Raw genomic sequence first — 18,724 nt, forward strand, 5'->3', positions numbered from 1 at the left:
CCTCTATTTCACGAAGAGAACACAGGAAGCTGTAACCAAGTCCCTGATAGCAAGAGCAGATCAGTGCGAAGGTTTATTTTTTTCGAAAGCCGCGATTTGTTCGCTCGAGGCTTCCTTCTGATGCAATTTTTTCCAGTCGTCATAGGGCATACCATAAACCCGTTCACGAGCCTGATCGTAATTTACGGCTTCACCTTTTTCTTCAGCAGCGGCCATAAACCATTTGGACAAGCAGTTCCGGCAAAACCCGGCCAGATTCATCATATCAATATTCTGAACATCGCTACGCTCTTGCAGGTGCGCGACCAGACGCCGGAAGGCCGCGGCTTCCAGTTCCAGCTCGGTTTGTTTATCCATTGTGTCTATTCCCTCTTTCCTGCACAAAACAAGCCTGGCGGCTCTCCAGGGGAAAGCCGCTTGATTTTTATCTTTCCTGTCCTGTTCTACAGCCCGGAAAGTGTTTCATCAATCAGGAAGTCGACCACTTTACACAAGGCTTTTTCCCTGGTGTCTCCAGCCGTCAAAGCCCTGTCAAAGACAGCAACCTGCTGATGCGCGCTGGACCCGCGTGAGAGAATGGTCCGGGCATGGAACAGTTCATCACGGCACCCCAAGGCCACGGCATGTTCCTCCAGCATTCCCAGAAGCTCTTCAAGCAGTTCGCTGTAAGGGACAACCTCCCCCCGGCCAAGATCGATCAATCCTTCATCCGTGCCATAGCGCTGTGCCCGCCAGCGGTTTTCATCAATCAAAAGATTACTATAGACCCGCCAGCGCTGGTTTTTCCGCTTGAGGGTATATAGCAGACGCAAAAGACTTGCATAAAAGGCCGCAACACAAAGTGTGTCTTTGAGGTTGGTGCAGCTGTCAGCAATCCGCATTTCCAGTGTGGGGAAGCGTACCGATGGTCGAACATCCCACCAGACCATACTGGCATCCTGGATAATTCCGGCATTGACCATAATATCCAGATTTCGCTGGTACTCACCATAGCTGTCAAAGCGCTCTGGCAAACCTGATCTTGGCAACTCCTTGAACACCGACAAGCGATAGGACTTCAGGCCGGTGTTCTGACCATGCCAGAAAGGCGAGGAAGTGGTCAGGGCCAGAATGTGCGGCAGGAAATAGCTGACCTGTCCCATCAGGTCATTGCGCAGTTCATCATCGTCCAGACCAACGTGCACATGCATGCCACAAATGAGCAGACGCCGGACAACACCCTGCATTTTTTCGGCAAAAGCATCATAACGTTGCCGTGGTGTGTGTTTTTGCTCAGCCCAGGTCGCAAAGGGGTGGGTCGAGGCAGAGATAATAGCCAGACCATACCCTGCACAGATTTCTGCCAGGATCAAGCGTAGCTCAGCCAACTCCTTGGCAGCAGCTGTAATCCCCTTACACTTTGATGTACCGATTTCAATCTGGCACTGCATAAACTCGTGCGAGACCCGGGAGCCCAGTCGATCTTTGCATTTTTCCATCAACTCCTTGGGAGGTTCTCTGACAAGGTCACGTGTTACCTTGTCAACCACCCAGTATTCTTCTTCGATACCAATGGAAAAGCTCGGATCTTTTTGGCTCATGCCGTGCGTCGGACCTCTTGCAGTGTCGGGCAGTGCAGAACTTCATCAAAGGCATCGATCAATATATCAGTCCACTGGGCGATACCGCTCTGGTCAGAAATAAGGTCCTGGCGTACCTCGATCAGGATATTGGGCAACCCGCGCAAATCAGCATGGGTTGCCATAGTATAACCATGACCATCCCGTCCTGAATAGGGCTCATTATCCCCGCAGAGTATTCCCGCTTCCCGAATCCTGGTCATAAAAGGCTGCGCCAGCCGCGGATCTTGGTTCCAAAGCACAGAAATCGGCCAGGGTCGTGGCACACCAGCCATTTCATGGGTCATGCTGTGCATGGAGAGAATGACCGGGACCTGCCCCTTATCAAGCATGTCATCAATAGTTCTGGTGATCGTATTGTGATACGGCCAGTAGAATGTATCCAGCCGGGCCTGACGATCTTCCCCGGAAAGCGCCTTGTTCCAAGGAACGACACAGCCATCACTGGCCACAGGCATCAGCGCGTCACTCTCAAGCTTGCGATTGGGATCGACAATCAAACGGGAAAAATTGCTGAAAACTGCCCGGGACCCGAAATGAGCCGCCAGCCCTTCAGTCACACCTTTGATACCGATATCATAGGCAACGTGACGTTTCATGTGATGCTCTTCAACCCCCAGACCTTCCAGAGATCTCGGGATAAAAGCCGTTGCATGATCACAGAGAAACAAAAACGGGTTTTCTGAATCCGGATTGATTATTTCAACCGGGGCCGGCTCATCCAGAGCCAGAAGCTGGGTTCGCATATTTTTCCTACGGGTATTTTGTTCTTCAAACTGGGCAGTTTCAAACACAGGAAACTCCAAATGACATATAATCGTATTCGGGCAAGATACCAAGATGCTTCCCGAAGTAATGCGCAAATGGCAAATAACCTGTGCCGCACTTTCTAACAGGTCAGGCAAAGACCGACCAGATCTTTCGTTTCAGCGCCAAGCTTGGGAAATTTTCTATCCGCTGGCTTGACGAAGGCTTTACAATCTTTTCATAAAAGGTCACCAAATAAGCAGATCATCCCATACGAGGGCCTTATTGATGCGTGACACCAATTCCAGACAGCTACTTCGCGACCTGTTTCAGGCTGGCCTTGATGCCGCCAACCCCCGACTGGCTGTCCCCGGTTTTCTCCCCTCTCTGCCCAAAGGCCGGACCATTGTTATCGGTGCGGGCAAAGCTGCCGCCGCCATGGCCAAAGCCGTTGAGGAGAACTGGGCAGGAGCGATTGATGGCCTGGTTGTCACCCGTTATGATCACGACCTTCCCGAAGGGGAAAAATGCAGCCGTATTGAAGTGGTCGAAGCTGCCCACCCTGTGCCGGATGCCGCCGGAAGGCAGGCCGCCCAGCGTATTTTTGAAAAAGTCCAGGGACTCACCAGTGATGATCTGGTCCTTTGTCTGATTTCCGGGGGAGGTTCCGCACTGCTTGCTCTTCCTGTTGAAGGTGTATCGCTTGAAGACAAGCAGGCCCTGAACAAAGCCCTGCTTAAATCAGGCGCAAACATTTCTGAAATGAACACCGTGCGCAAACACCTCTCCGCCGTAAAAGGGGGGCAACTTGCCGCAGCTGCAGCACCTGCCAGGGTCGTCAGCCTGTTGATTTCAGACGTTCCCGGCGATGACCCCGACGTTATCGCCTCGGGCCCCACCGTCCCTGATCCGACCACTTTTGCCGATACCCGCGCCATTCTGAAAAAGTATAACATCACCCCGCCACCGGCCATTGCCGCTCACATCGACCGCGGCGAAGGCGAAACCCCCAAACCCGGCGACGCCTGTTTTGACAACTGCAGCATGTTCATGATTTCCCGTCCTCAAGCCTCGCTAGAGGCTGCTGCTGAAGTCGCTCGCTCCCAAGGCATCACCCCTGTTATTCTGGGGGATTCTCTCGAAGGTGAATCCCGTGAGGTCGCCAAGGTTATGGCAGGCATTGCCCGACAGGTGGCCAATCATGAGCAGCCTGCCCAGGCTCCCTGCGTTCTGCTTTCCGGTGGCGAAACCACCGTTACCGTTCGTGGCAACGGGCGCGGAGGACGCAACGCCGAATTTCTTCTGGCTCTGGCTGTCGAACTGGACGGCGCAGCAGATATCTATGCCATTGCCTGCGACACCGACGGCATTGATGGCAGCGAAGATAACGCCGGAGCCATCATGACACCGGATACACTTGAACGTGCCAGGAAAGCCGGAACAGATGCAAAAGCCCGGCTGGCCAACAATGATGGGTATGGTTTTTTTGAAAGTATCGGTGATCTGGTCATGACGGGTCCGACCCTGACCAACGTCAATGACTTCAGAGCAATCCTGATCCTGCCAAAGGGGTGATCTTACCCGAATAAAACAAGCCAAACAGGTCGCCTAGAGAGCGACCTGTTTTCTTATGCGCTTCATTTCCATTAAAGACTGGCTGCTGTAAAGCAGCACGGCCAGCCAGATCAGGCCAAAGGTGACGGCGTGCACCCAGGTGAAGATTTCGCCAAACAGGAAAACTGCAATCAACAGGTTCACAGTCGGCGAGACATACTGGATCATGCCAATGGTCGAATAATTCAAACGCCTTGCTGCAGCCGCGAAGCAGACAAGCGGCAAGGTTGTGACCGCGCCAGCCAGAAAAAGCAACAGATCCAGATCCCAACTGATTGACAGGAAGGCTGCTTCTCCCCGAACTGAACTCCAGACCAAAAACCCGATCGCAACAGGCGCCAGCATCACTGTCTCAACAAAAAGCCCGTCCTGCGCACCCACCGGCAGTCGTTTCCGTATGAGGCCATAAATCCCGAACGTAAAAGCAAGAGTCAGAGCAATCCAGGGAAACTGCCCCCCCTGAAAAGCCAGAAAAGCCACAGCAACAGCTGCAAGAGCCACCGCTGCCCCTTGTAAGAGCCTGAGCTTTTCTTTCAAGACCAATACACCCAAAAGCACATTCACCAGGGGGTTGATATAATAGCCCAAGCTGGATTCAACCAGCCGGTCTACCGAAATGGACCAGATAAAAATCAGCCAGTTGGTTGATACCAGTAACGCGCTTAGCAGAAGCCAGCCCCAGATCTTCGGAGAGCTAAAGGTTTCTTTGACCTGTGGCCACTTGCCACGCAGGCTCAGTATCACAGCCAGCAAAACAACAGACCAGATCACCCGGTGGCTCAGGACTTCCTGAGGGTCAGCCGCACTTACCACCTTGAAATAGAGCGGTGATAAACCCCACCAGAGATAGGCCGTCAAAGCCAGATAGAAACCGTGAATTTGGTCGCGTGTCATCGCCTATTCCCCAACCAGAACAAGCAGGCAGCCTACGCGTCCTCCCCCCGCTTGAATAGACCGAAAGCGACCTCATTTGAAGAATTTATAAAATATGCGAAGCCCTTAACCCTTTATCAGGCTTACGCATCTGACAGAATAAAATCCGCCCCGCGTTGCCCGACCATTATCGAGGGGGCATTGGTATTGCCGGAAGTCACTGTCGGGAAAACTGACGCATCAACCACGCGCAGCCCCTCAACCCCATATACCTTGAGCCGGTTATCGACCACGGCCGTCTTTTCATCCGGCCCCATCATACAGGTGCTGACAGGATGAAAATTCGATCCGCCTCTTTGACGGAAATCCTCGACAATTTCTGCATCCGACATCTTGCGCAGGTCCGGTTCTATAACTTCTGTCACCAGATCCCGGATACTTGGCGTGTTCATCAACTCCCGTATCAGGTGCCCGCCTTCAATCACATTCTCGATATCCTCGTTGGTCGAGAGATAATTCGGGTGGATAACCGGGGCATCCTCCGGATCGCGTGAGCGAATCTCCAGATAACCTCTGCTTGTTGGCCGACAGGGTTGATGCGCAATAATAAACCCGGAATAGGGATCGGGATTCATCAGGGGGCGAGTACCTGCTGGTGCCGTCGTATAGGTCACAGGATTAAAGTATAGCTGCACATTTGCACGCGCGAGATCCGGGCGAGTTTTGACAAAACCTCCCCCCTGATTCACGCTGAGGCTTAAAGGTCCCTTACGCAGCAAAACATATTTCATCCCGGCCCAGAGCTTGCCCCACCAGGGATAGAGTTCATCGTTCAAAGTCGGAACACGGGACTTGTAATAATAGTTGATCCCCAGGTGATCCTGAAGATTACGCCCAACCGCCGATTTTTCATGCACGATGTTAATACCGTGCTGCTGCAGAAGCGCCCCCGGACCTATCCCGGAAAGCTGCAGTATTTTAGGCGTGTTGATCGAACCACCACTGAGAATGACTTCCTTTTGCGCCAGGACGCGGCAGAGCCTTCCATTTTTGCGATAGGTTACTCCGGTGGCTCGTTTCCCTTCAAAGAGAACACGTGAGACTGTCGCCCCTGTAATCAACTGGACATTTTGCCGTTTCAAAGCCGGGCGCAAAAACGCATCCGCCGAAGAGCAACGAAAACCATTTTGCGTGGTAATCTGGAAAAATCCGGCGCCTTCAGGGTCTTCACCATTCATATCTTCACAGATGGGAAGCGACATTTCCTGGGCTGCACGCATGTAAAAATGCTTCAGGGGATGCATGTCATTATAGGGGTCCGTGACGTGGAGCTTGCCTGTGCCCCGCCGCTGCCCATCACGTCCGATAAAACATTCCGAGCGTTTGAAGGCGGGCAGCACATCATCCCACCCCCAGCCAATATTCCCCAGATCCCGCCAGTCCTGATAATCTCCCGGCAGTCCCCGGACATAAACCATGGCATTGATCGAGCTGGACCCGCCAAGGACCTTGCCCCGAGGCCAGTAACTGGTCCGGCCGTTCAGGCCCGCATCTGTTTCCGTCTCGTATTGCCAGTTTACTGCAGGATCATAAAATGTCCGGCCATATCCGATTGGCACTTTGATCCAGAACTTTCGGTCCGATCCTCCGGCCTCAAGCACAAGAACATTGTAGCGACCATCTTCGCTCAGGCGGTCCGCCAAAACACAACCGGCTGAACCCGCGCCGACGACAACAAAATCAAACTGATCCATATCAGGTACAAACCAAGGTGCTGTTACTGGTAATCCTGCGAGCAGTAAAAGTCAGGACCGCCTGAGTGACAAATGAATTAAACCACCCAACTCCCCTGCTTTTTTTTGTACCTGGTTCAGACTGAAAAATTGCCTCTGGATATCCGATCAGATCTTTAGAGAAATAACCGTGCAGGCGAATAAATCTAGGGGCTGTCCTAGATAACCCGAACAGGTGTTAGAATTGGACAGCCCCTAAATCTATCTTTAGTTCAGACCGACTGGCTTTGGCCCTCCCGTGGCCCAGTCAAGCAATTCGACTGTATGGACCACAGGAATCCCGGTTCCGCCGGAGATCTGGCACTGACATCCAATATTTCCTGTTGCTATAATGTCAGGCTGAAGGCTCTCGATGTTTCGGACCTTGCGATCCCGCAGTTTGCTGGCCAGTTCTGGTTGCATGATGTTATATGTCCCAGCCGAACCACAACAAAGATGTCCTTCGGGCACATCGCGAACCTCAAATCCCGCTTTGGTTAACAGGGATCTGGGCTGTTTGACAATTTTCTGACCATGCTGGATAGAGCAAGGTGCGTGATAGGCGACGATCTGGGCTGGCTTCTCATCACCTTCGGCCCGGTCAATCCCCTCGATTGTTTCAAGGTACTCTGTAATATCACAAGCCAGTTCTGAGATTTTTGCTGCATTGCCTGACCAGTCAGGATCGTTGCGCAACATAAAGCCATAGTCTTTCACCGTTGTGCCGCAACCAGAAGCATTCGTGATAATCGCATCCAGCCCCCCTCCTTCAATTTCGGCCATCCATCCGGTGATTGCCTGTTTGATCTGATGCTCCGCGGCCTCTTCCTTGCCCATATGGTGAACCAGCGAACCACAGCAGCCCACGCCCTTGGCGATAACAACTTCAATTCCCAAGCGCGTCAGCAAACGGATAGTGGCTTCATTAATAGAAGGTGCCAGAACTGTTTGTGCACAGCCGGACAATAGGGCAACTCTTGCACGCCTTTCGCCTTTGGCGGCAAAGGTCTGTGGGCGGTCAACCACACTGGCAGCAGGCAGGCTCTTCGGAGCCAGATCAAGCAGGGCACGAAGACGTCCGCGAACAAACCTGCGGACAAACGGGGCTGAAATCGAGGCAATATTCAAGGCCCCCCTGAACCAGAAGGGTCTCGGAATTAACTCTGCCAGTACATTACGCAACAGACGTTCATGCCATGGGCGTCGAAAAGTTGCCTCAACATGATTCCGGGCATGATCAACCAGATGCATGTAGTTCACACCCGAGGGGCAGGTCGTCATGCAGGAAAGACAGGAGAGGCAGCGGTCAAGATGCTTTGCCACCTCGGCAGTGGCTGGCTTTTCCTCTTCCAGCATTCCCTTGATCAGATAGATCCTCCCCCTTGGACTATCGAGTTCATCCCCGAGAAGAACATAGGTCGGGCAGGTTGCTGTACAGAACCCACAATGCACACATTTGCGCAGGATATCTTCTGCTTCGGCGATGGCCGGATCCGCAAGCTGGGCGAGAGAGAAGTTTGTTTGCATTCAATGGCCCCTACAGATCGTCATATAACCGGCCCGGATTGAGAATTCCTTCCGGATCAAAGTTCTGTTTTATTCTTTTGAACAGCAGATGTTCTCCCGCGCCCAGAGGCTGGGTAGGGATTTTCCGGTCCGGAGCATCCACAGGTGCACGAACCAATGATGCATGACCAGAGATTTTCTCAAGTAGCTCCCTGACTTTGACAGCATTGTTCCCCCCCTTGAGAGACAACCAGATCAGCCCCCCGCCCCAGTCATAAAAACAGCGTTCTTCCGGGCCAAGGTTTAAAGCTTCAACATAACGCCATCCCTGGGCAGGAGAAACTGATACCCGCCAGATAGAGTGCAAACTGCTTCCCTCATCCTGGAGAGGTGTGGCATCCCTTAAAGAACTCCAGAGTACCCGGCTTTCTGTTGTCGCTGTGATGCGGCCTTTACCAAAGCTTTCAAGCAATTTCTCCAACCTGTCCAGACGGTAACGCACAGAAGGTGCATGCCCCTCAAGCCGGAAAGCCGTGACCGATTTTTCACCTGCACACCCCTTTAGGTCTCGGGCAACAGAAACAGGCACATGAGCCGCCGAAGAGACCTCGCAGGCACTGTTGAGTGCCAGGATCATGGCCCGGGATGCCTCCGCATCAGATAGGCCGGCAAGCAGGTAACTCTTCTCTTCCGGCGGTGCGGGCAATACCTTGAAAGTGACATCACTCATAACAGCGAGTGTCCCGAAAGACCCGGCCAACAATTTCATCAAATCATAGCCAGTGACATTCTTGACGACTCGCCCGCCGGACTTGAAGGTCTCCCCGCGGCCTGAAACTGCAGAAAACCCCAGAAAATGATCCCGGGCTGCCCCGGCTTTCAAACGGCGCGGGCCTGAAAGGTTACTCGCAATCATGCCGCCAACCGTCCCGGTGTCGCTTTGCCCTTTCAGCAAGGGACCATAATCCAGCGGCTCAAAGGCAAGATATTGATTTTCTGCTCTCAGCGTTTCTATCACCTCCTGCAAAGGTGTTCCCGCCCGGGCCGAAAGAACCAACTCTGCCGGCTCATAAAGGGTGATCCCTCGTAGCCCCGACAGATCGAGCTGGCAGCTACAATCGACCTCGCGCCCCAAAGCCTTTTTGCTTCCACTACCGAGGATCTCCAGCGTCGAGCCGGAAGAGAGTGCCCACTTAACAGTATCTTCAAGTTGTTGGGCGTTTTCAGGTTTGAGGCGGTTCATAAGGGTCTCTTGGATAAAAGGTGTCGGTCAAGATCAGGAACTATTCAACGAGGATCAGAAGCGGGGAATGTCCGGAAATGGTAACTTTCCCTTGTGAATATGCATACGCCCCAGCTCTGCACAGCGGTGCAATTCCGGGAAAACTTTCCCGGGGTTGAGCAGCGCTTTACTGTCAAACGCACACTTGACCCTCAATTGCTGCTTCAGGTCGATCTCTGTAAACATTTCAGACATCAGGTCGCGTTTCTCGACGCCAACGCCATGTTCCCCGGTTAGAACACCGCCAACCTCGACACAGAGCCTGAGAATATCCGAACCGAAATCTTCCGCTCTTTCCAGCTCTCCCGGATTATTGGCATCGTACATAATCAGAGGATGGAGATTACCGTCCCCTGCATGGAAAACATTGGCAACACGCAAACCGTAATCTGTGCTCATCTCCCGCATGCGCCTCAGGACATGCGGGAGCTTGTTGCGTGGAATTGTTCCATCCATACAGTAATAATCAGGTGACAGGCGGCCGATCGCCGGAAAAGCAGCTTTGCGACCAGCCCAGAAAAGCTGACGCTCTTCTTCGTTCTGGCTGGTTCGACTGGTCTGGGCGCCACAATTGCCGGAGATCTCGGAGACACGCCCAATCAGATGGTCTACCTCCGCCTGTGGGCCATCAAGTTCAACAATCAGCAGCGCCTCAACATCAAGAGGATATCCCGCCTGTACAAAAGCTTCGGCTGCCTCAATCGCGGGTTTGTCCATCATTTCCATACCACCGGGGATGATCCCCTCGGAAATAATTGCGGCAACACAATCACCTGCCTGCTCGGAAGAAGGAAAACCCAACAGAAGCGCACGCGCTGTCTCGGGCTTGGGCAAAATACGGACAGTAACTTCGGTAACCACGCCCAGCAAACCCTCGGAACCCGTCATCAGCCCCAACAGATCATATCCGGGGCTATCCAGATGTTTCCCGCCAAAGCGCAAAATAGAGCCATCAATCAAAACCATTTCGATGCCCAAAAGGTTATTGGTCGTCAGCCCATATTTGAGGCAATGCACACCCCCGGCGTTTTCAGCAACATTCCCGCCAATCGAGCAGGCAATCTGGCTGGAAGGATCCGGGGCATAATAAAAACTGTCCTGTTCGACTGCTTTAGTAATACCTAAATTGGTCACTCCTGGTTGAACCACCACGCAACGATTGTCATAATCGACATCAAGCACACGGTTAAACTTACCCATACAAAGCAATATACCATCAGCCAGAGGCAATGCTCCACCCGACAGAGAGGTTCCGGACCCACGCGGGACAACCTTGATACCTTCGGCATGGCAATAGGCAAGGATCTCACTGACTTGTTGGGCTGTCTCCGGGAGAATCGCAAGCAAAGGAGGCTGACGATATGCCGTGAGGCCATCTGATTCGTAGACCCGGAGCTCCTGGGGGCTTACCACCACCCCTTCGCCCGGAACGATTGTTCTCAAATGGTTGGCAATTTCTTCTCGCCGGGCCAGAATTGTCTGGTCGGGATCAGGCATTTGCATCAGATATCTCCGGGATTCTAAAAACTGGTATACCAGTTTGACGTAAGATCCCTTTGATGACAAGTGAAGCAGATACAATATTTGTGGAAAAGACTGATAACAAAAAAGAAAAAACCGCTCTCTCTTGCGAGAGGCGGTTTTTTTCTTTTCAGACCCGGCCGAAGCCAGACTGACAAGATTAGCCCTGGCGTGCTTTGAAGCGAGGGTTCTTCTTGTTGATGACATAAACCCGGCCGCGACGACGAACAACACGGCAGTTCTTATCGCGCAGCTTGGCAGTCTTCAGAGAGTTTACAACTTTCATGGTCCTACCTTTGGCAAAATGGTGCCCGCTGACCGGGCTGTCGAGAAGCCCGGACAATATGCAAGGGCCTCGTTGATGTCAACCGCCTGATCGAGCAGTGTGAAAACTGAGCGCTTCTATACGCAACTTTTATGGGGAAAAAAAGCAAAAAGAGTCTTTGAGGACTGTTTTTCTTACCAATCGGACATCATCTGGGTCTGGGACTGGCGAATAGCCAGGAATCTATAGAGTCGAATCACACCGGATTCCAGCGCAACAGTTCGTTCGGCCCAGAGCTCCATCTCATTGACGAGAACATCTTCCATCTTTTTATCCGTACTTCCGGCCTTCAAGCGCTCGAGATACTCAGCCCACCCACGCTTGACCATTTCCAGATACCGATCGGTAATATCTTCCGCGACACGTTTTTGTACATTACCCGCTGTGAAGCCTTTTTCATAATCCAGCGAGGTCCAAACCTGCACCGGAACACCTTCAGCTTTTTTCCAGGCCTCCAGAGCCTGTGGATCAGCCTTGTCAGAGGCAATGAAATCAGTGAACAGGAATTGCCCCCCGTCCTTGAGGGCACGACAGGTGTCCTTGAAAAACTGTTCCTTGTTCTGAATGGTGTAAAATGCTTCTTTCGAAAAAATACAATCAAACGATTTGGGGCGAAATTCGAATTTTTCTGGATCGAAAGCCATAACGGGAGCTTTTTTAGCCATCCCCGCCATCGTCGATATTTCCATGCCCGCTTCCACCAGTTCGTGTCCACGCTCCATGGCCGTAACCCAGACTCCAAAGGTATTGGACATGATCCGTCCAACCCCGCCAAGCCCGGCACCGATATCCAGGATATTTTTCGAAGGATCCAGGCCGAAAGGTTTAATCAGTTCCTGGATATACTCTTCGTCTCCAGGAGACGAATTTCCCGCGCCCCAAACATCTTGCAAAAGCTGAATTCTGAGATTTTCCCACTGATGGGTATCAGCTCGAACATCGTGCTTCTTTATTGCGGGCATAACAGGTGCCTTGGGAACAACCCTAAGCTCATACCCGTACCACCAGGCACGCAAACGATCGAGGAGCGAAATCTGCCCCTTCTTGCCCTCTGTTCCTGACGCCTTCGCCATTTAAGTACCGTTCCTCATTCCCGAAGGCTATTGCAAACTAACTTGACCGACAACAAAATTCCCCCGCCCATTAGGCCAATTCATTTATAAAACAAATTTCATCGCGCGAAAAGTATTCAACCTGTTTCTACTCATTAAAGAGGAGATCCCGTTTCAAACGGTGCAAGAGGCAGGTAAAAGGAAAGATTTAAACAGAGTTTTCTCAACAGCCGTCAGATTGGCCAGCGTCTCTCAGGATAGAGATCAGGGAACGTATCCGCGGGCTATGGACAGCAACACGAGACAAGCGTGTCTCTTCAACCACACTGTCAAAGATCAGGGGTTTATATTCGTAATATACTTCCGTAATAATGATGTTATCCAGAGGGTCCAGAACCAATCCGTTCGGAATATTGGCATCACTTCCTGCCAGCCCGACACTGCCGGCGACTGAAAGAGAACCTGCTCCGCACTGGCGCCAGTTGACCTGGGGGGGATTGGCTCCAGTTCCACTGACAGATGAAACAATGATAAGCGAATCAGCTCCCATCTCAAAAGGCCTCATCACGTATTCTGAAGCCTCGAATATAACATTCATCTCATTTGCAGACATACCGGGAGATTGGGAAACAAGATCATTCACTTCTGCCGACAAGCGCAGGATTTTGTGATTGACCCAGATATAGCGGGTCATCTCGATCACACCAGCCAGCAACGTCAGCAAGACCGGCAAAATCAAGGCAAACTCGACGAGAGCAAGCCCTCTCTCACAGCGGCCAAAACGCTTAAGCAGAGACGATCGGCCGGATGTAATTTTCTTCCTCTCCAGTTTTTTCGAGATGATCAACACGAACTTCCCCCGCCATAAGGTTCGTTTCTGACAGCAACACTGGCTGCGAGTGTGTACTTGCCATCCTGACCAATAAGGGACGCCATATATCCGGTAATCAATTGCATTTCATGCTCAACAGTATAGAGAACAACCTCCCCGCCACTCCCGGCACCGTTCAAACCCGCATCAGCATCCCAGCTACCGTTGCAGTTCAGGTCAGTAAAGCTTTCTCCCGTATCGTAGCTACTATTGCCGTTGGCATCGACAAAGGGTTCAGGGTCGCCGATCATGTCGAAGTCTTTGTAAACAAGCGTTTTCAATTCATCTGCTGTTATTTTGACATAACCTGCACCGTGCGCATTGAGCACATCCAGAATTTGCTGTTCCCGACTGATTCCTCCCCCGGAAGAATAGCCCGTAATACCGTAACGCGCCGCCTCGCGCAGCCCGCCTTCCAGCAAAGCGGTGCCGAAGAAGATGCCAGCAAGGTCAAATGTTCCAAGAATAAAGGTGAGAAAAACCGGTAGAATAAAGGCAAATTCAAGGGCCGTTGCCCCCCTGTCACAACGCAACAGTTTTCGGTTACGGCTTTTCCTGGTCATGCGTATTGTCATACCACCACCTCTCATCGCGAAACCCGTAGCTCCGAGAGCTCCGTCCCGATCTTGTCAAAAGCCTTTTCCAGCTCATCAGAGTTACTTGCATGGAAGTAAAAAGGGGCCGTAGGGGCACTGGCAACGCTTTTCATCAGGTTGGTTTCAACGTGATATTCCACCACATAAACATCAACACCGCTTGCCTTGACCTGCGCTGCCACCGCCTCAAGACGATCATCCATCTCGCCTGTATTCAGATGGCCTCTATAGGAATCCCTGTAAGAAGTAGTATTCATCCCGTCGGTCATGATGACGATTGCCCGTCGAAGATTACTTTTGCTGCTGGCCTCGTTAAAGGGATTACCAGGCATAAGAACCCGCCAGCTCCACACCAGACCCTGGGCAATGTTGGTTGTCCCGTTTGGTGTTGTCAGCGCATTAACCGCAGAGGTTGTTATTGATTTTGTCCCAGACAAGGCAGAGAGACCCCAGCTTGGACAGGTCGCGGTTTGCAAGGACCCATTATACGGGTTGATAACCCTGCGCGGCATTGGATCCCAGGAGTTCCAGTTCACGCCGCCAACGGAGGCATCATAGAGAAGGTGGTCAGCATCATCCGCAATGCCATTGTCTGTGTAGCGGGCATAGGAACAACCCTGCCAGTCATTATCAGGTCTTGTTCTGAATGGGACCGGAGAATTGTTGGTATACCAAAGTCCCCCGATCTGTTGGTTCAGGGCAGAGTTATAGGACACCCCCCGATAGGACACATTGACCGAGGCCGACCAGGGCACCAGGGCAACCTGAAGGTTTTCACTGACGGTTTCTTCACCAAAGAGTTTGTCGATGAGCAGATGAGATGCTGCCCGGGCAGAACTCAGACGAGTCCCGCCACCATCAGCAGCGCCCATGGACCCCGTTGTATCGATAGAAATCACCACATCCAGAGGCGTAATCAAACGTGTTACCTCGGCACTGGCGGCAACCTCCATGTCCTCAATCCCCAGCACATGCATCAAAGTGGTGCCGACCACTGCTGATGCAGTTACACTGACCTTGGTCTTCTGGGCACCGACTACGGGTGTGCCGAGTGTAATTTCGGCACCCATAAAATCTTTAGGGAAATTCGCATAGAAATAGTTCTCAAACTCTTGCTTGAGTCTGGTCGTATCGTTCACATAGGGCGCTGATGCCAAAGCAGCAGCATCAAGAGCCTGGCTCAGGCGCGCTTTAACCACATACCCGCGTCCGGCATCAACTCCCAGCCCGACCATGCCAACCAGGGGAATAACCATCAGGCCAAAGTTGACCAGAATGGCTCCGCGATCACAGGCACAAAAAGCCCGGAAAAACCTTCGGCTTTTATACACGTTATCCAGAATTTTGTTGGCAACTGCCGGAACGGATCTCATCTCATCTCGCGCCTTTATCCCTCTCTGGAAACCCATAGGGGTTTTTCCGGCATTTCTTGCCTGGAGGTATCTGCAGGATGCGCTTGATTAATTAAGAAAAAATTAAATTTAACTCCTTAAAAAACAACAACAAATTAGGTAAAATTTACTCTAATTTTTCCTCACCATCAGAAGAATATGTTTTTCAACAGCCTATGGTGTAAGGATCATATTTTCTTGATGAAACAATCGAAGTCACAATTATTTTTTTATGTTACAAGAGGATAAAATTTAGGGCCTTCCCTCATTTCCACGAGTAAACAAAACAGATATTTCCGGCCCTTTGACAAAGACGACGTCAGTTCAAACCCAACCAGGCTGCAGACCAATTCATGGACTACGTTTACTTCCTCATCATTGCCCTCTTCGGCTCCATGATTTCTGCTGTTTTTGGGTTTGGCAGTGGCTTCATTGTTCTCTCGTTCGGTGCTTTCCTGCTCCCCCTGAAAGACTGCATCGCGCTGACGTCCATACTTTTCGCTGCAGCCACCCTGACCAAGGCCTTCTTGTACCGGAAAGAAATCGATTGGGAACTGGCCATGACGATAGCGCTGGTGAGTGTTCCCTTTGCCTGGCTCGGCGCTGAAGCCCTTGCCCGGATAGACCCAGAACCTCTACGGCCATTGCTTGCCGGATTTATTATTTTCAGTGCCGGAGTGAATTTGACCGGCTACCGTGTGACTTTACCATCAACTTTCCTGGTAACTTTTCTGGTGTCAGCCCTTTATGGTTTTGTTTCAGGCTTTCTGAGCAGTGGAAACCCTGTAAAGGCCGTTGCCATGGAAAAGATGGGGTTCGAAAGGCAGGCTTTTATCGGCGTCATGGCTGCCACCGGGATCGGGGTGAACCTGACCAAGATTAGCAGTTATGCCGACAATGGCATATTACAGCCAGACCACTTGCCAGTCGGGCTTGCCCTCTTCGTCATCGCAATCATTACTGCGGTCCTGGGCAAACGTCTTGTCCTGAAAATGCCAGGAGAACAGCACAAGAAAGGGTTATCCTTTATTCTCCTGATTGCGGCTGGCGCCTTACTCTTTAAGTAATTTAAGTATTTTTTTGCGAAAGACATTCAAAAAGACAAAACCCCAAGGTTTCCCTTGGGGTTTTGATGGTGGGCGTAACTGGGATTGAACCAGTGACCCCTTCGATGTCAACGAAGTGCTCTCCCGCTGAGCTATACGCCCTCTGCCTGATGAGTAACCTCATCTGGTGAAACAGGGAATTATCAAACTGACCGAAGTTTGACAAGCCCAAAAAAAAGTTTTGGGCAAATGCCTCAAATTGTTGCAACCAAATAAAATCATCCCCTCTGGTCAAAACAGTTTATTCAAGCAACACCCGCTCTACCTGCTCAACCAGATCTTTTAGATGAAATGGCTTCGACAAAACCATGGAAGGGGCGAAGCCTCCCTCTTGATCTTCCAGAATAATCCCGGAAAATCCCGTGATAAACATCACTTTTATATCCGGTTGTCTTTGTCGGGCAGACCGGGCCAGCTCAATGCCATCTTTTTCCGGCATGACCACATCACTCAAAACCAGATCAAATCGATTACAGATGAGCATCTCTTCCGCAACAGCACCATTTTCGGCAGAAATAACCATATGGCCAACTGCTTCAAGAGCACGATGCAGATAAAACCGCATGCTCTCATCGTCTTCCGCGAGTAATATATTTGCCATGCTCACTCTCTGCCCGCTGATCTGTTCCATTGACCACATCAGGAGTTTTCGCCAAGATCTAATCAGGTTTGAGTCGCAGCCCGAATACTGTCCCGCCAGACTAACGCGATGATCAGAATAACACACGATCTCATCCTGATCAGGCAGGATTCGTACTGGGTATAAATTTGAAAAATGATATAGGCAATCCCACAATTTTAAAGTGCACCACTAGAATGACACTCGATTTCGACAAACTTGCGAGCAAACTCCACTCTTCCAGGCAAACAACCGGGACAGCTCCTCTGTCTGCGTCCTCAACCGACAGCAACACAGAATCCTATCAGCTCCACCTTCCCGATGAACAAACACTTCCTGTGGTACTTTCCTCTCCCCATAGCGGAAGCAATTATCCGACGTCCTTTATTGAAGGCTCCCGACTCGATCACCATAACCTGCGCCGGTCTGAAGACAGTTTTGTTGATGAGCTGCTCCGTAATGCGCCTAGACTTGGCGCCCCGCTTCTTTGCGCCCTGTTCCCGAGGGCTTTTGTCGACGCAAACAGAGAACCTTTTGAGCTTGATCCCCAGATGTTTGAAGATGAGCTCCCCAGTTATGTCAACACCAGTTCACCTCGCGTCGCCGTCGGTCTGGGGACCATCGCCAGAAACGTGACCAGCGACAAGCCCATCTACAAAGACAAACTGACTTTTGCAGAGGCGAAAGACCGCATCGAGCGTTTCTACTGGCCCTATCACCAGGTTCTTCGCCAGTTGGTCGACAGCACAAAAAGAAAATTTGGGTACTGTATCCTGATCGACTGCCACTCCATGCCCCGCCTTTCGACCATAGCTCAGCCAGGAAATTCCGGCATAAAGAACAAGCGGTCAAAAGTGGATTTTGTTCTGGGCGACCGTTTTGGAAAGTCTTCCTCTTCGGCCGTTACACGCCGTGTTGAGAGCATTCTCAAGCAAAAGGACTTTCGAGTCCTCAACAACAATCCCTATCCAGGCGGTTTTATCACCCAGCACTACGGTGAACCTGCTTTGGGAATACACTGCTTACAGATCGAAATTTCCCGGCACCTCTATATGGATGAAGACAAGATAGAACGGAACCCCGAGCTGGCAACCATTACAGCCCTGATGGATGAGATCATCCTCGCTGTGGGCGCGATTGAACAGGCATCACTGGATTACTGAACCAGTCTGAAAGACTTTTCTCATCATGTGAGAACAGGTCAGGCCCCCTGCCAGCCCTGTGCAATCTCTATTGCTCGACAGCTACGAACACAACGGCACCGGGCATCTGTTGGCAATACGTCAGAGTCGTTACAATATTTAGGAAACATCATATAGAGGTTGTAAAGCCATGGTCGCCATAGCTGTCGAACTCCGAAACATTGAAGGTACTGAAGCCGCCATGGGCTGGGCGGGATATCACACCATAATCGTCGACAGACCGGAAGGTAAAGCTGGGGGCCTTGGATTGGGATTTAACGGCGCCCAATTACTCGCCCTGGCAATAGGAGGCTGCTTTTGTAATGACTTGCGTTATGTTGCCGAGAGCATGGGTGTGCAAATCAGGTCTCTGGCAGTCATGGTGTCTGTTGACCTCAGCGGTACACCCCTGATTGCCACTTCCGCCGCGATGAAAGTCAACTGCACACTCCTGGACGGCTCGGATCCTGCGCCTCTCATCAAACAAGCAAAAGAAAGCTGCATGGTCAGCAACTCCCTCTCCCGGGGCATCCCTGTCTCAATAGAAAACGCCTGAAGCTACATATCCCAAAGACGTAATTTCATTCTGACCTCTCTCCCGAATGTCCATCAGCCCGTCTGTACCCTTTTCTGGCATGGCATTTGCTTT

18 protein-coding genes and 1 tRNA gene are annotated in these 18,724 nt (G+C 51.4%); 4 read left to right on the top strand and 15 right to left on the bottom strand.

Features of this window, described 5'->3' with window-relative positions:
* Positions 1 to 60: 60 nt before the first annotated feature.
* The 3 genes from O4H49_RS08755 to O4H49_RS08765 form a co-directional block, all read right to left on the bottom strand.
* Positions 61 to 357, bottom strand: a complete 297-nt coding sequence (locus tag O4H49_RS08755; protein ID WP_269423037.1) for a DUF1244 domain-containing protein — start codon at positions 355 to 357, stop codon at positions 61 to 63.
* An 86-nt stretch (positions 358 to 443) separates the two neighbouring features.
* Positions 444 to 1,580 (bottom strand): carboxylate-amine ligase, encoded by a 1,137-nt coding sequence (locus O4H49_RS08760; protein ID WP_269423038.1) that lies wholly within the window; start codon positions 1,578 to 1,580, stop codon positions 444 to 446.
* On the bottom strand, positions 1,577 to 2,365 hold the full coding sequence (locus O4H49_RS08765; protein WP_269423039.1) for an N-formylglutamate amidohydrolase: 789 nt from the start codon (positions 2,363 to 2,365) through the stop codon (positions 1,577 to 1,579). Before O4H49_RS08765 ends, O4H49_RS08760 begins: the two co-directional genes overlap by 4 nt.
* A 289-nt stretch (positions 2,366 to 2,654) precedes the next feature.
* On the opposite strand from O4H49_RS08765, the gene O4H49_RS08770 reads away from it, so the two are divergent.
* Positions 2,655 to 3,941: a glycerate kinase type-2 family protein gene (locus O4H49_RS08770; RefSeq protein ID WP_269423040.1), complete on the top strand. Its 1,287-nt coding sequence runs from the start codon at positions 2,655 to 2,657 to the stop codon at positions 3,939 to 3,941.
* A gap of 33 nt (positions 3,942 to 3,974) precedes the next feature.
* Here O4H49_RS08770 and rarD read toward each other — a convergent pair whose 3' ends face one another.
* From rarD to O4H49_RS08820, 10 genes are all read right to left on the bottom strand, one after another.
* A complete protein-coding gene (gene rarD / locus O4H49_RS08775) occupies positions 3,975 to 4,874 on the bottom strand; it encodes an EamA family transporter RarD (RefSeq protein WP_269423041.1) in 900 nt (299 codons plus the stop codon).
* 122 nt (positions 4,875 to 4,996) lie between these two features.
* Positions 4,997 to 6,607 (bottom strand): GMC family oxidoreductase, encoded by a 1,611-nt coding sequence (locus tag O4H49_RS08780; protein WP_269423042.1) that lies wholly within the window; start codon positions 6,605 to 6,607, stop codon positions 4,997 to 4,999.
* A 246-nt stretch (positions 6,608 to 6,853) separates the two neighbouring features.
* The gene (gene glcF, locus O4H49_RS08785) at positions 6,854 to 8,152 is read right to left on the bottom strand and encodes a glycolate oxidase subunit GlcF (RefSeq protein ID WP_269423043.1); all 1,299 of its coding nucleotides are present in this window, start codon (positions 8,150 to 8,152) and stop codon (positions 6,854 to 6,856) included.
* Positions 8,153 to 8,162: 10 nt separating this feature from the next.
* Entirely contained in the window at positions 8,163 to 9,374 is a 1,212-nt protein-coding gene (locus tag O4H49_RS08790; protein ID WP_269423044.1) for an FAD-binding protein, read from the bottom strand.
* Between the two features lie 54 nt (positions 9,375 to 9,428).
* Positions 9,429 to 10,916 carry an FAD-linked oxidase C-terminal domain-containing protein gene (locus O4H49_RS08795; RefSeq protein ID WP_269423045.1) on the bottom strand — a complete coding sequence of 496 codons (1,488 nt, stop codon included), beginning with the start codon at positions 10,914 to 10,916 and terminating at the stop codon, positions 9,429 to 9,431.
* Between the two features lie 178 nt (positions 10,917 to 11,094).
* Complete coding sequence (gene ykgO / locus O4H49_RS08800; RefSeq protein WP_046503444.1) at positions 11,095 to 11,220, bottom strand: type B 50S ribosomal protein L36; 126 nt, start codon at positions 11,218 to 11,220, stop codon at positions 11,095 to 11,097.
* A gap of 173 nt (positions 11,221 to 11,393) precedes the next feature.
* On the bottom strand, positions 11,394 to 12,332 hold the full coding sequence (locus tag O4H49_RS08805) for a class I SAM-dependent methyltransferase (protein ID WP_269423046.1): 939 nt from the start codon (positions 12,330 to 12,332) through the stop codon (positions 11,394 to 11,396).
* Positions 12,333 to 12,534: 202 nt separating this feature from the next.
* On the bottom strand, positions 12,535 to 13,161 hold the full coding sequence (locus O4H49_RS08810) for a TadE/TadG family type IV pilus assembly protein (protein ID WP_269423047.1): 627 nt from the start codon (positions 13,159 to 13,161) through the stop codon (positions 12,535 to 12,537).
* A complete protein-coding gene (locus tag O4H49_RS08815) occupies positions 13,155 to 13,757 on the bottom strand; it encodes a TadE/TadG family type IV pilus assembly protein (RefSeq protein WP_269423048.1) in 603 nt (200 codons plus the stop codon). The genes O4H49_RS08810 and O4H49_RS08815 overlap by 7 nt, the downstream gene beginning before the upstream one ends.
* A gap of 11 nt (positions 13,758 to 13,768) precedes the next feature.
* The gene (locus O4H49_RS08820; RefSeq protein WP_269423049.1) at positions 13,769 to 15,151 is read right to left on the bottom strand and encodes a TadE/TadG family type IV pilus assembly protein; all 1,383 of its coding nucleotides are present in this window, start codon (positions 15,149 to 15,151) and stop codon (positions 13,769 to 13,771) included.
* A gap of 371 nt (positions 15,152 to 15,522) precedes the next feature.
* On the opposite strand from O4H49_RS08820, the gene O4H49_RS08825 reads away from it, so the two are divergent.
* Positions 15,523 to 16,236, top strand: a complete 714-nt coding sequence (locus O4H49_RS08825) for a sulfite exporter TauE/SafE family protein (RefSeq protein WP_269423050.1) — start codon at positions 15,523 to 15,525, stop codon at positions 16,234 to 16,236.
* A 66-nt stretch (positions 16,237 to 16,302) separates the two neighbouring features.
* Here O4H49_RS08825 and O4H49_RS08830 read toward each other — a convergent pair.
* Together O4H49_RS08830 and O4H49_RS08835 are read right to left on the bottom strand one after the other, a co-directional pair.
* Positions 16,303 to 16,377, bottom strand: a tRNA-Val gene (locus O4H49_RS08830).
* 139 nt (positions 16,378 to 16,516) lie between these two features.
* Complete coding sequence (locus tag O4H49_RS08835) at positions 16,517 to 16,876, bottom strand: response regulator (RefSeq protein ID WP_269423051.1); 360 nt, start codon at positions 16,874 to 16,876, stop codon at positions 16,517 to 16,519.
* Positions 16,877 to 17,091: 215 nt separating this feature from the next.
* Here O4H49_RS08835 and O4H49_RS08840 point away from each other — a divergent pair, with 215 nt between their 5' ends.
* Positions 17,092 to 18,057: an N-formylglutamate amidohydrolase gene (locus tag O4H49_RS08840; protein WP_269423052.1), complete on the top strand. Its 966-nt coding sequence runs from the start codon at positions 17,092 to 17,094 to the stop codon at positions 18,055 to 18,057.
* Positions 18,058 to 18,226: 169 nt separating this feature from the next.
* Complete coding sequence (locus O4H49_RS08845; RefSeq protein ID WP_269423053.1) at positions 18,227 to 18,631, top strand: OsmC family protein; 405 nt, start codon at positions 18,227 to 18,229, stop codon at positions 18,629 to 18,631.
* Positions 18,632 to 18,724 lie beyond the last annotated feature (93 nt).

The sequence above is a fragment of the Kiloniella laminariae genome, assembly GCF_027214005.1.
Lineage (GTDB): Bacteria > Pseudomonadota > Alphaproteobacteria > Kiloniellales > Kiloniellaceae > Kiloniella > Kiloniella laminariae_A.

What these genes read in the sequence shown, in the direction of transcription:
- O4H49_RS08755 (WP_269423037.1), bottom strand. Translation starts at nt 357, where the DNA reads ATGGATAAACAAACCGAGCTGGAACTGGAAGCCGCGGCCTTCCGGCGT.
- O4H49_RS08760 (WP_269423038.1), bottom strand. Translation starts at nt 1,580, where the DNA reads ATGAGCCAAAAAGATCCGAGCTTTTCCATTGGTATCGAAGAAGAATAC.
- O4H49_RS08765 (WP_269423039.1), bottom strand. Translation starts at nt 2,365, where the DNA reads ATGCGAACCCAGCTTCTGGCTCTGGATGAGCCGGCCCCGGTTGAAATA.
- O4H49_RS08770 (WP_269423040.1), top strand. Translation starts at nt 2,655, where the DNA reads ATGCGTGACACCAATTCCAGACAGCTACTTCGCGACCTGTTTCAGGCT.
- rarD (WP_269423041.1), bottom strand. Translation starts at nt 4,874, where the DNA reads ATGACACGCGACCAAATTCACGGTTTCTATCTGGCTTTGACGGCCTAT.
- O4H49_RS08780 (WP_269423042.1), bottom strand. Translation starts at nt 6,607, where the DNA reads ATGGATCAGTTTGATTTTGTTGTCGTCGGCGCGGGTTCAGCCGGTTGT.
- glcF (WP_269423043.1), bottom strand. Translation starts at nt 8,152, where the DNA reads ATGCAAACAAACTTCTCTCTCGCCCAGCTTGCGGATCCGGCCATCGCC.
- O4H49_RS08790 (WP_269423044.1), bottom strand. Translation starts at nt 9,374, where the DNA reads ATGAACCGCCTCAAACCTGAAAACGCCCAACAACTTGAAGATACTGTT.
- O4H49_RS08795 (WP_269423045.1), bottom strand. Translation starts at nt 10,916, where the DNA reads ATGCAAATGCCTGATCCCGACCAGACAATTCTGGCCCGGCGAGAAGAA.
- ykgO (WP_046503444.1), bottom strand. Translation starts at nt 11,220, where the DNA reads ATGAAAGTTGTAAACTCTCTGAAGACTGCCAAGCTGCGCGATAAGAAC.
- O4H49_RS08805 (WP_269423046.1), bottom strand. Translation starts at nt 12,332, where the DNA reads ATGGCGAAGGCGTCAGGAACAGAGGGCAAGAAGGGGCAGATTTCGCTC.
- O4H49_RS08815 (WP_269423048.1), bottom strand. Translation starts at nt 13,757, where the DNA reads ATGACAATACGCATGACCAGGAAAAGCCGTAACCGAAAACTGTTGCGT.
- O4H49_RS08820 (WP_269423049.1), bottom strand. Translation starts at nt 15,151, where the DNA reads ATGAGATCCGTTCCGGCAGTTGCCAACAAAATTCTGGATAACGTGTAT.
- O4H49_RS08825 (WP_269423050.1), top strand. Translation starts at nt 15,523, where the DNA reads ATGGACTACGTTTACTTCCTCATCATTGCCCTCTTCGGCTCCATGATT.
- O4H49_RS08835 (WP_269423051.1), bottom strand. Translation starts at nt 16,876, where the DNA reads ATGGCAAATATATTACTCGCGGAAGACGATGAGAGCATGCGGTTTTAT.
- O4H49_RS08840 (WP_269423052.1), top strand. Translation starts at nt 17,092, where the DNA reads ATGACACTCGATTTCGACAAACTTGCGAGCAAACTCCACTCTTCCAGG.
- O4H49_RS08845 (WP_269423053.1), top strand. Translation starts at nt 18,227, where the DNA reads ATGGTCGCCATAGCTGTCGAACTCCGAAACATTGAAGGTACTGAAGCC.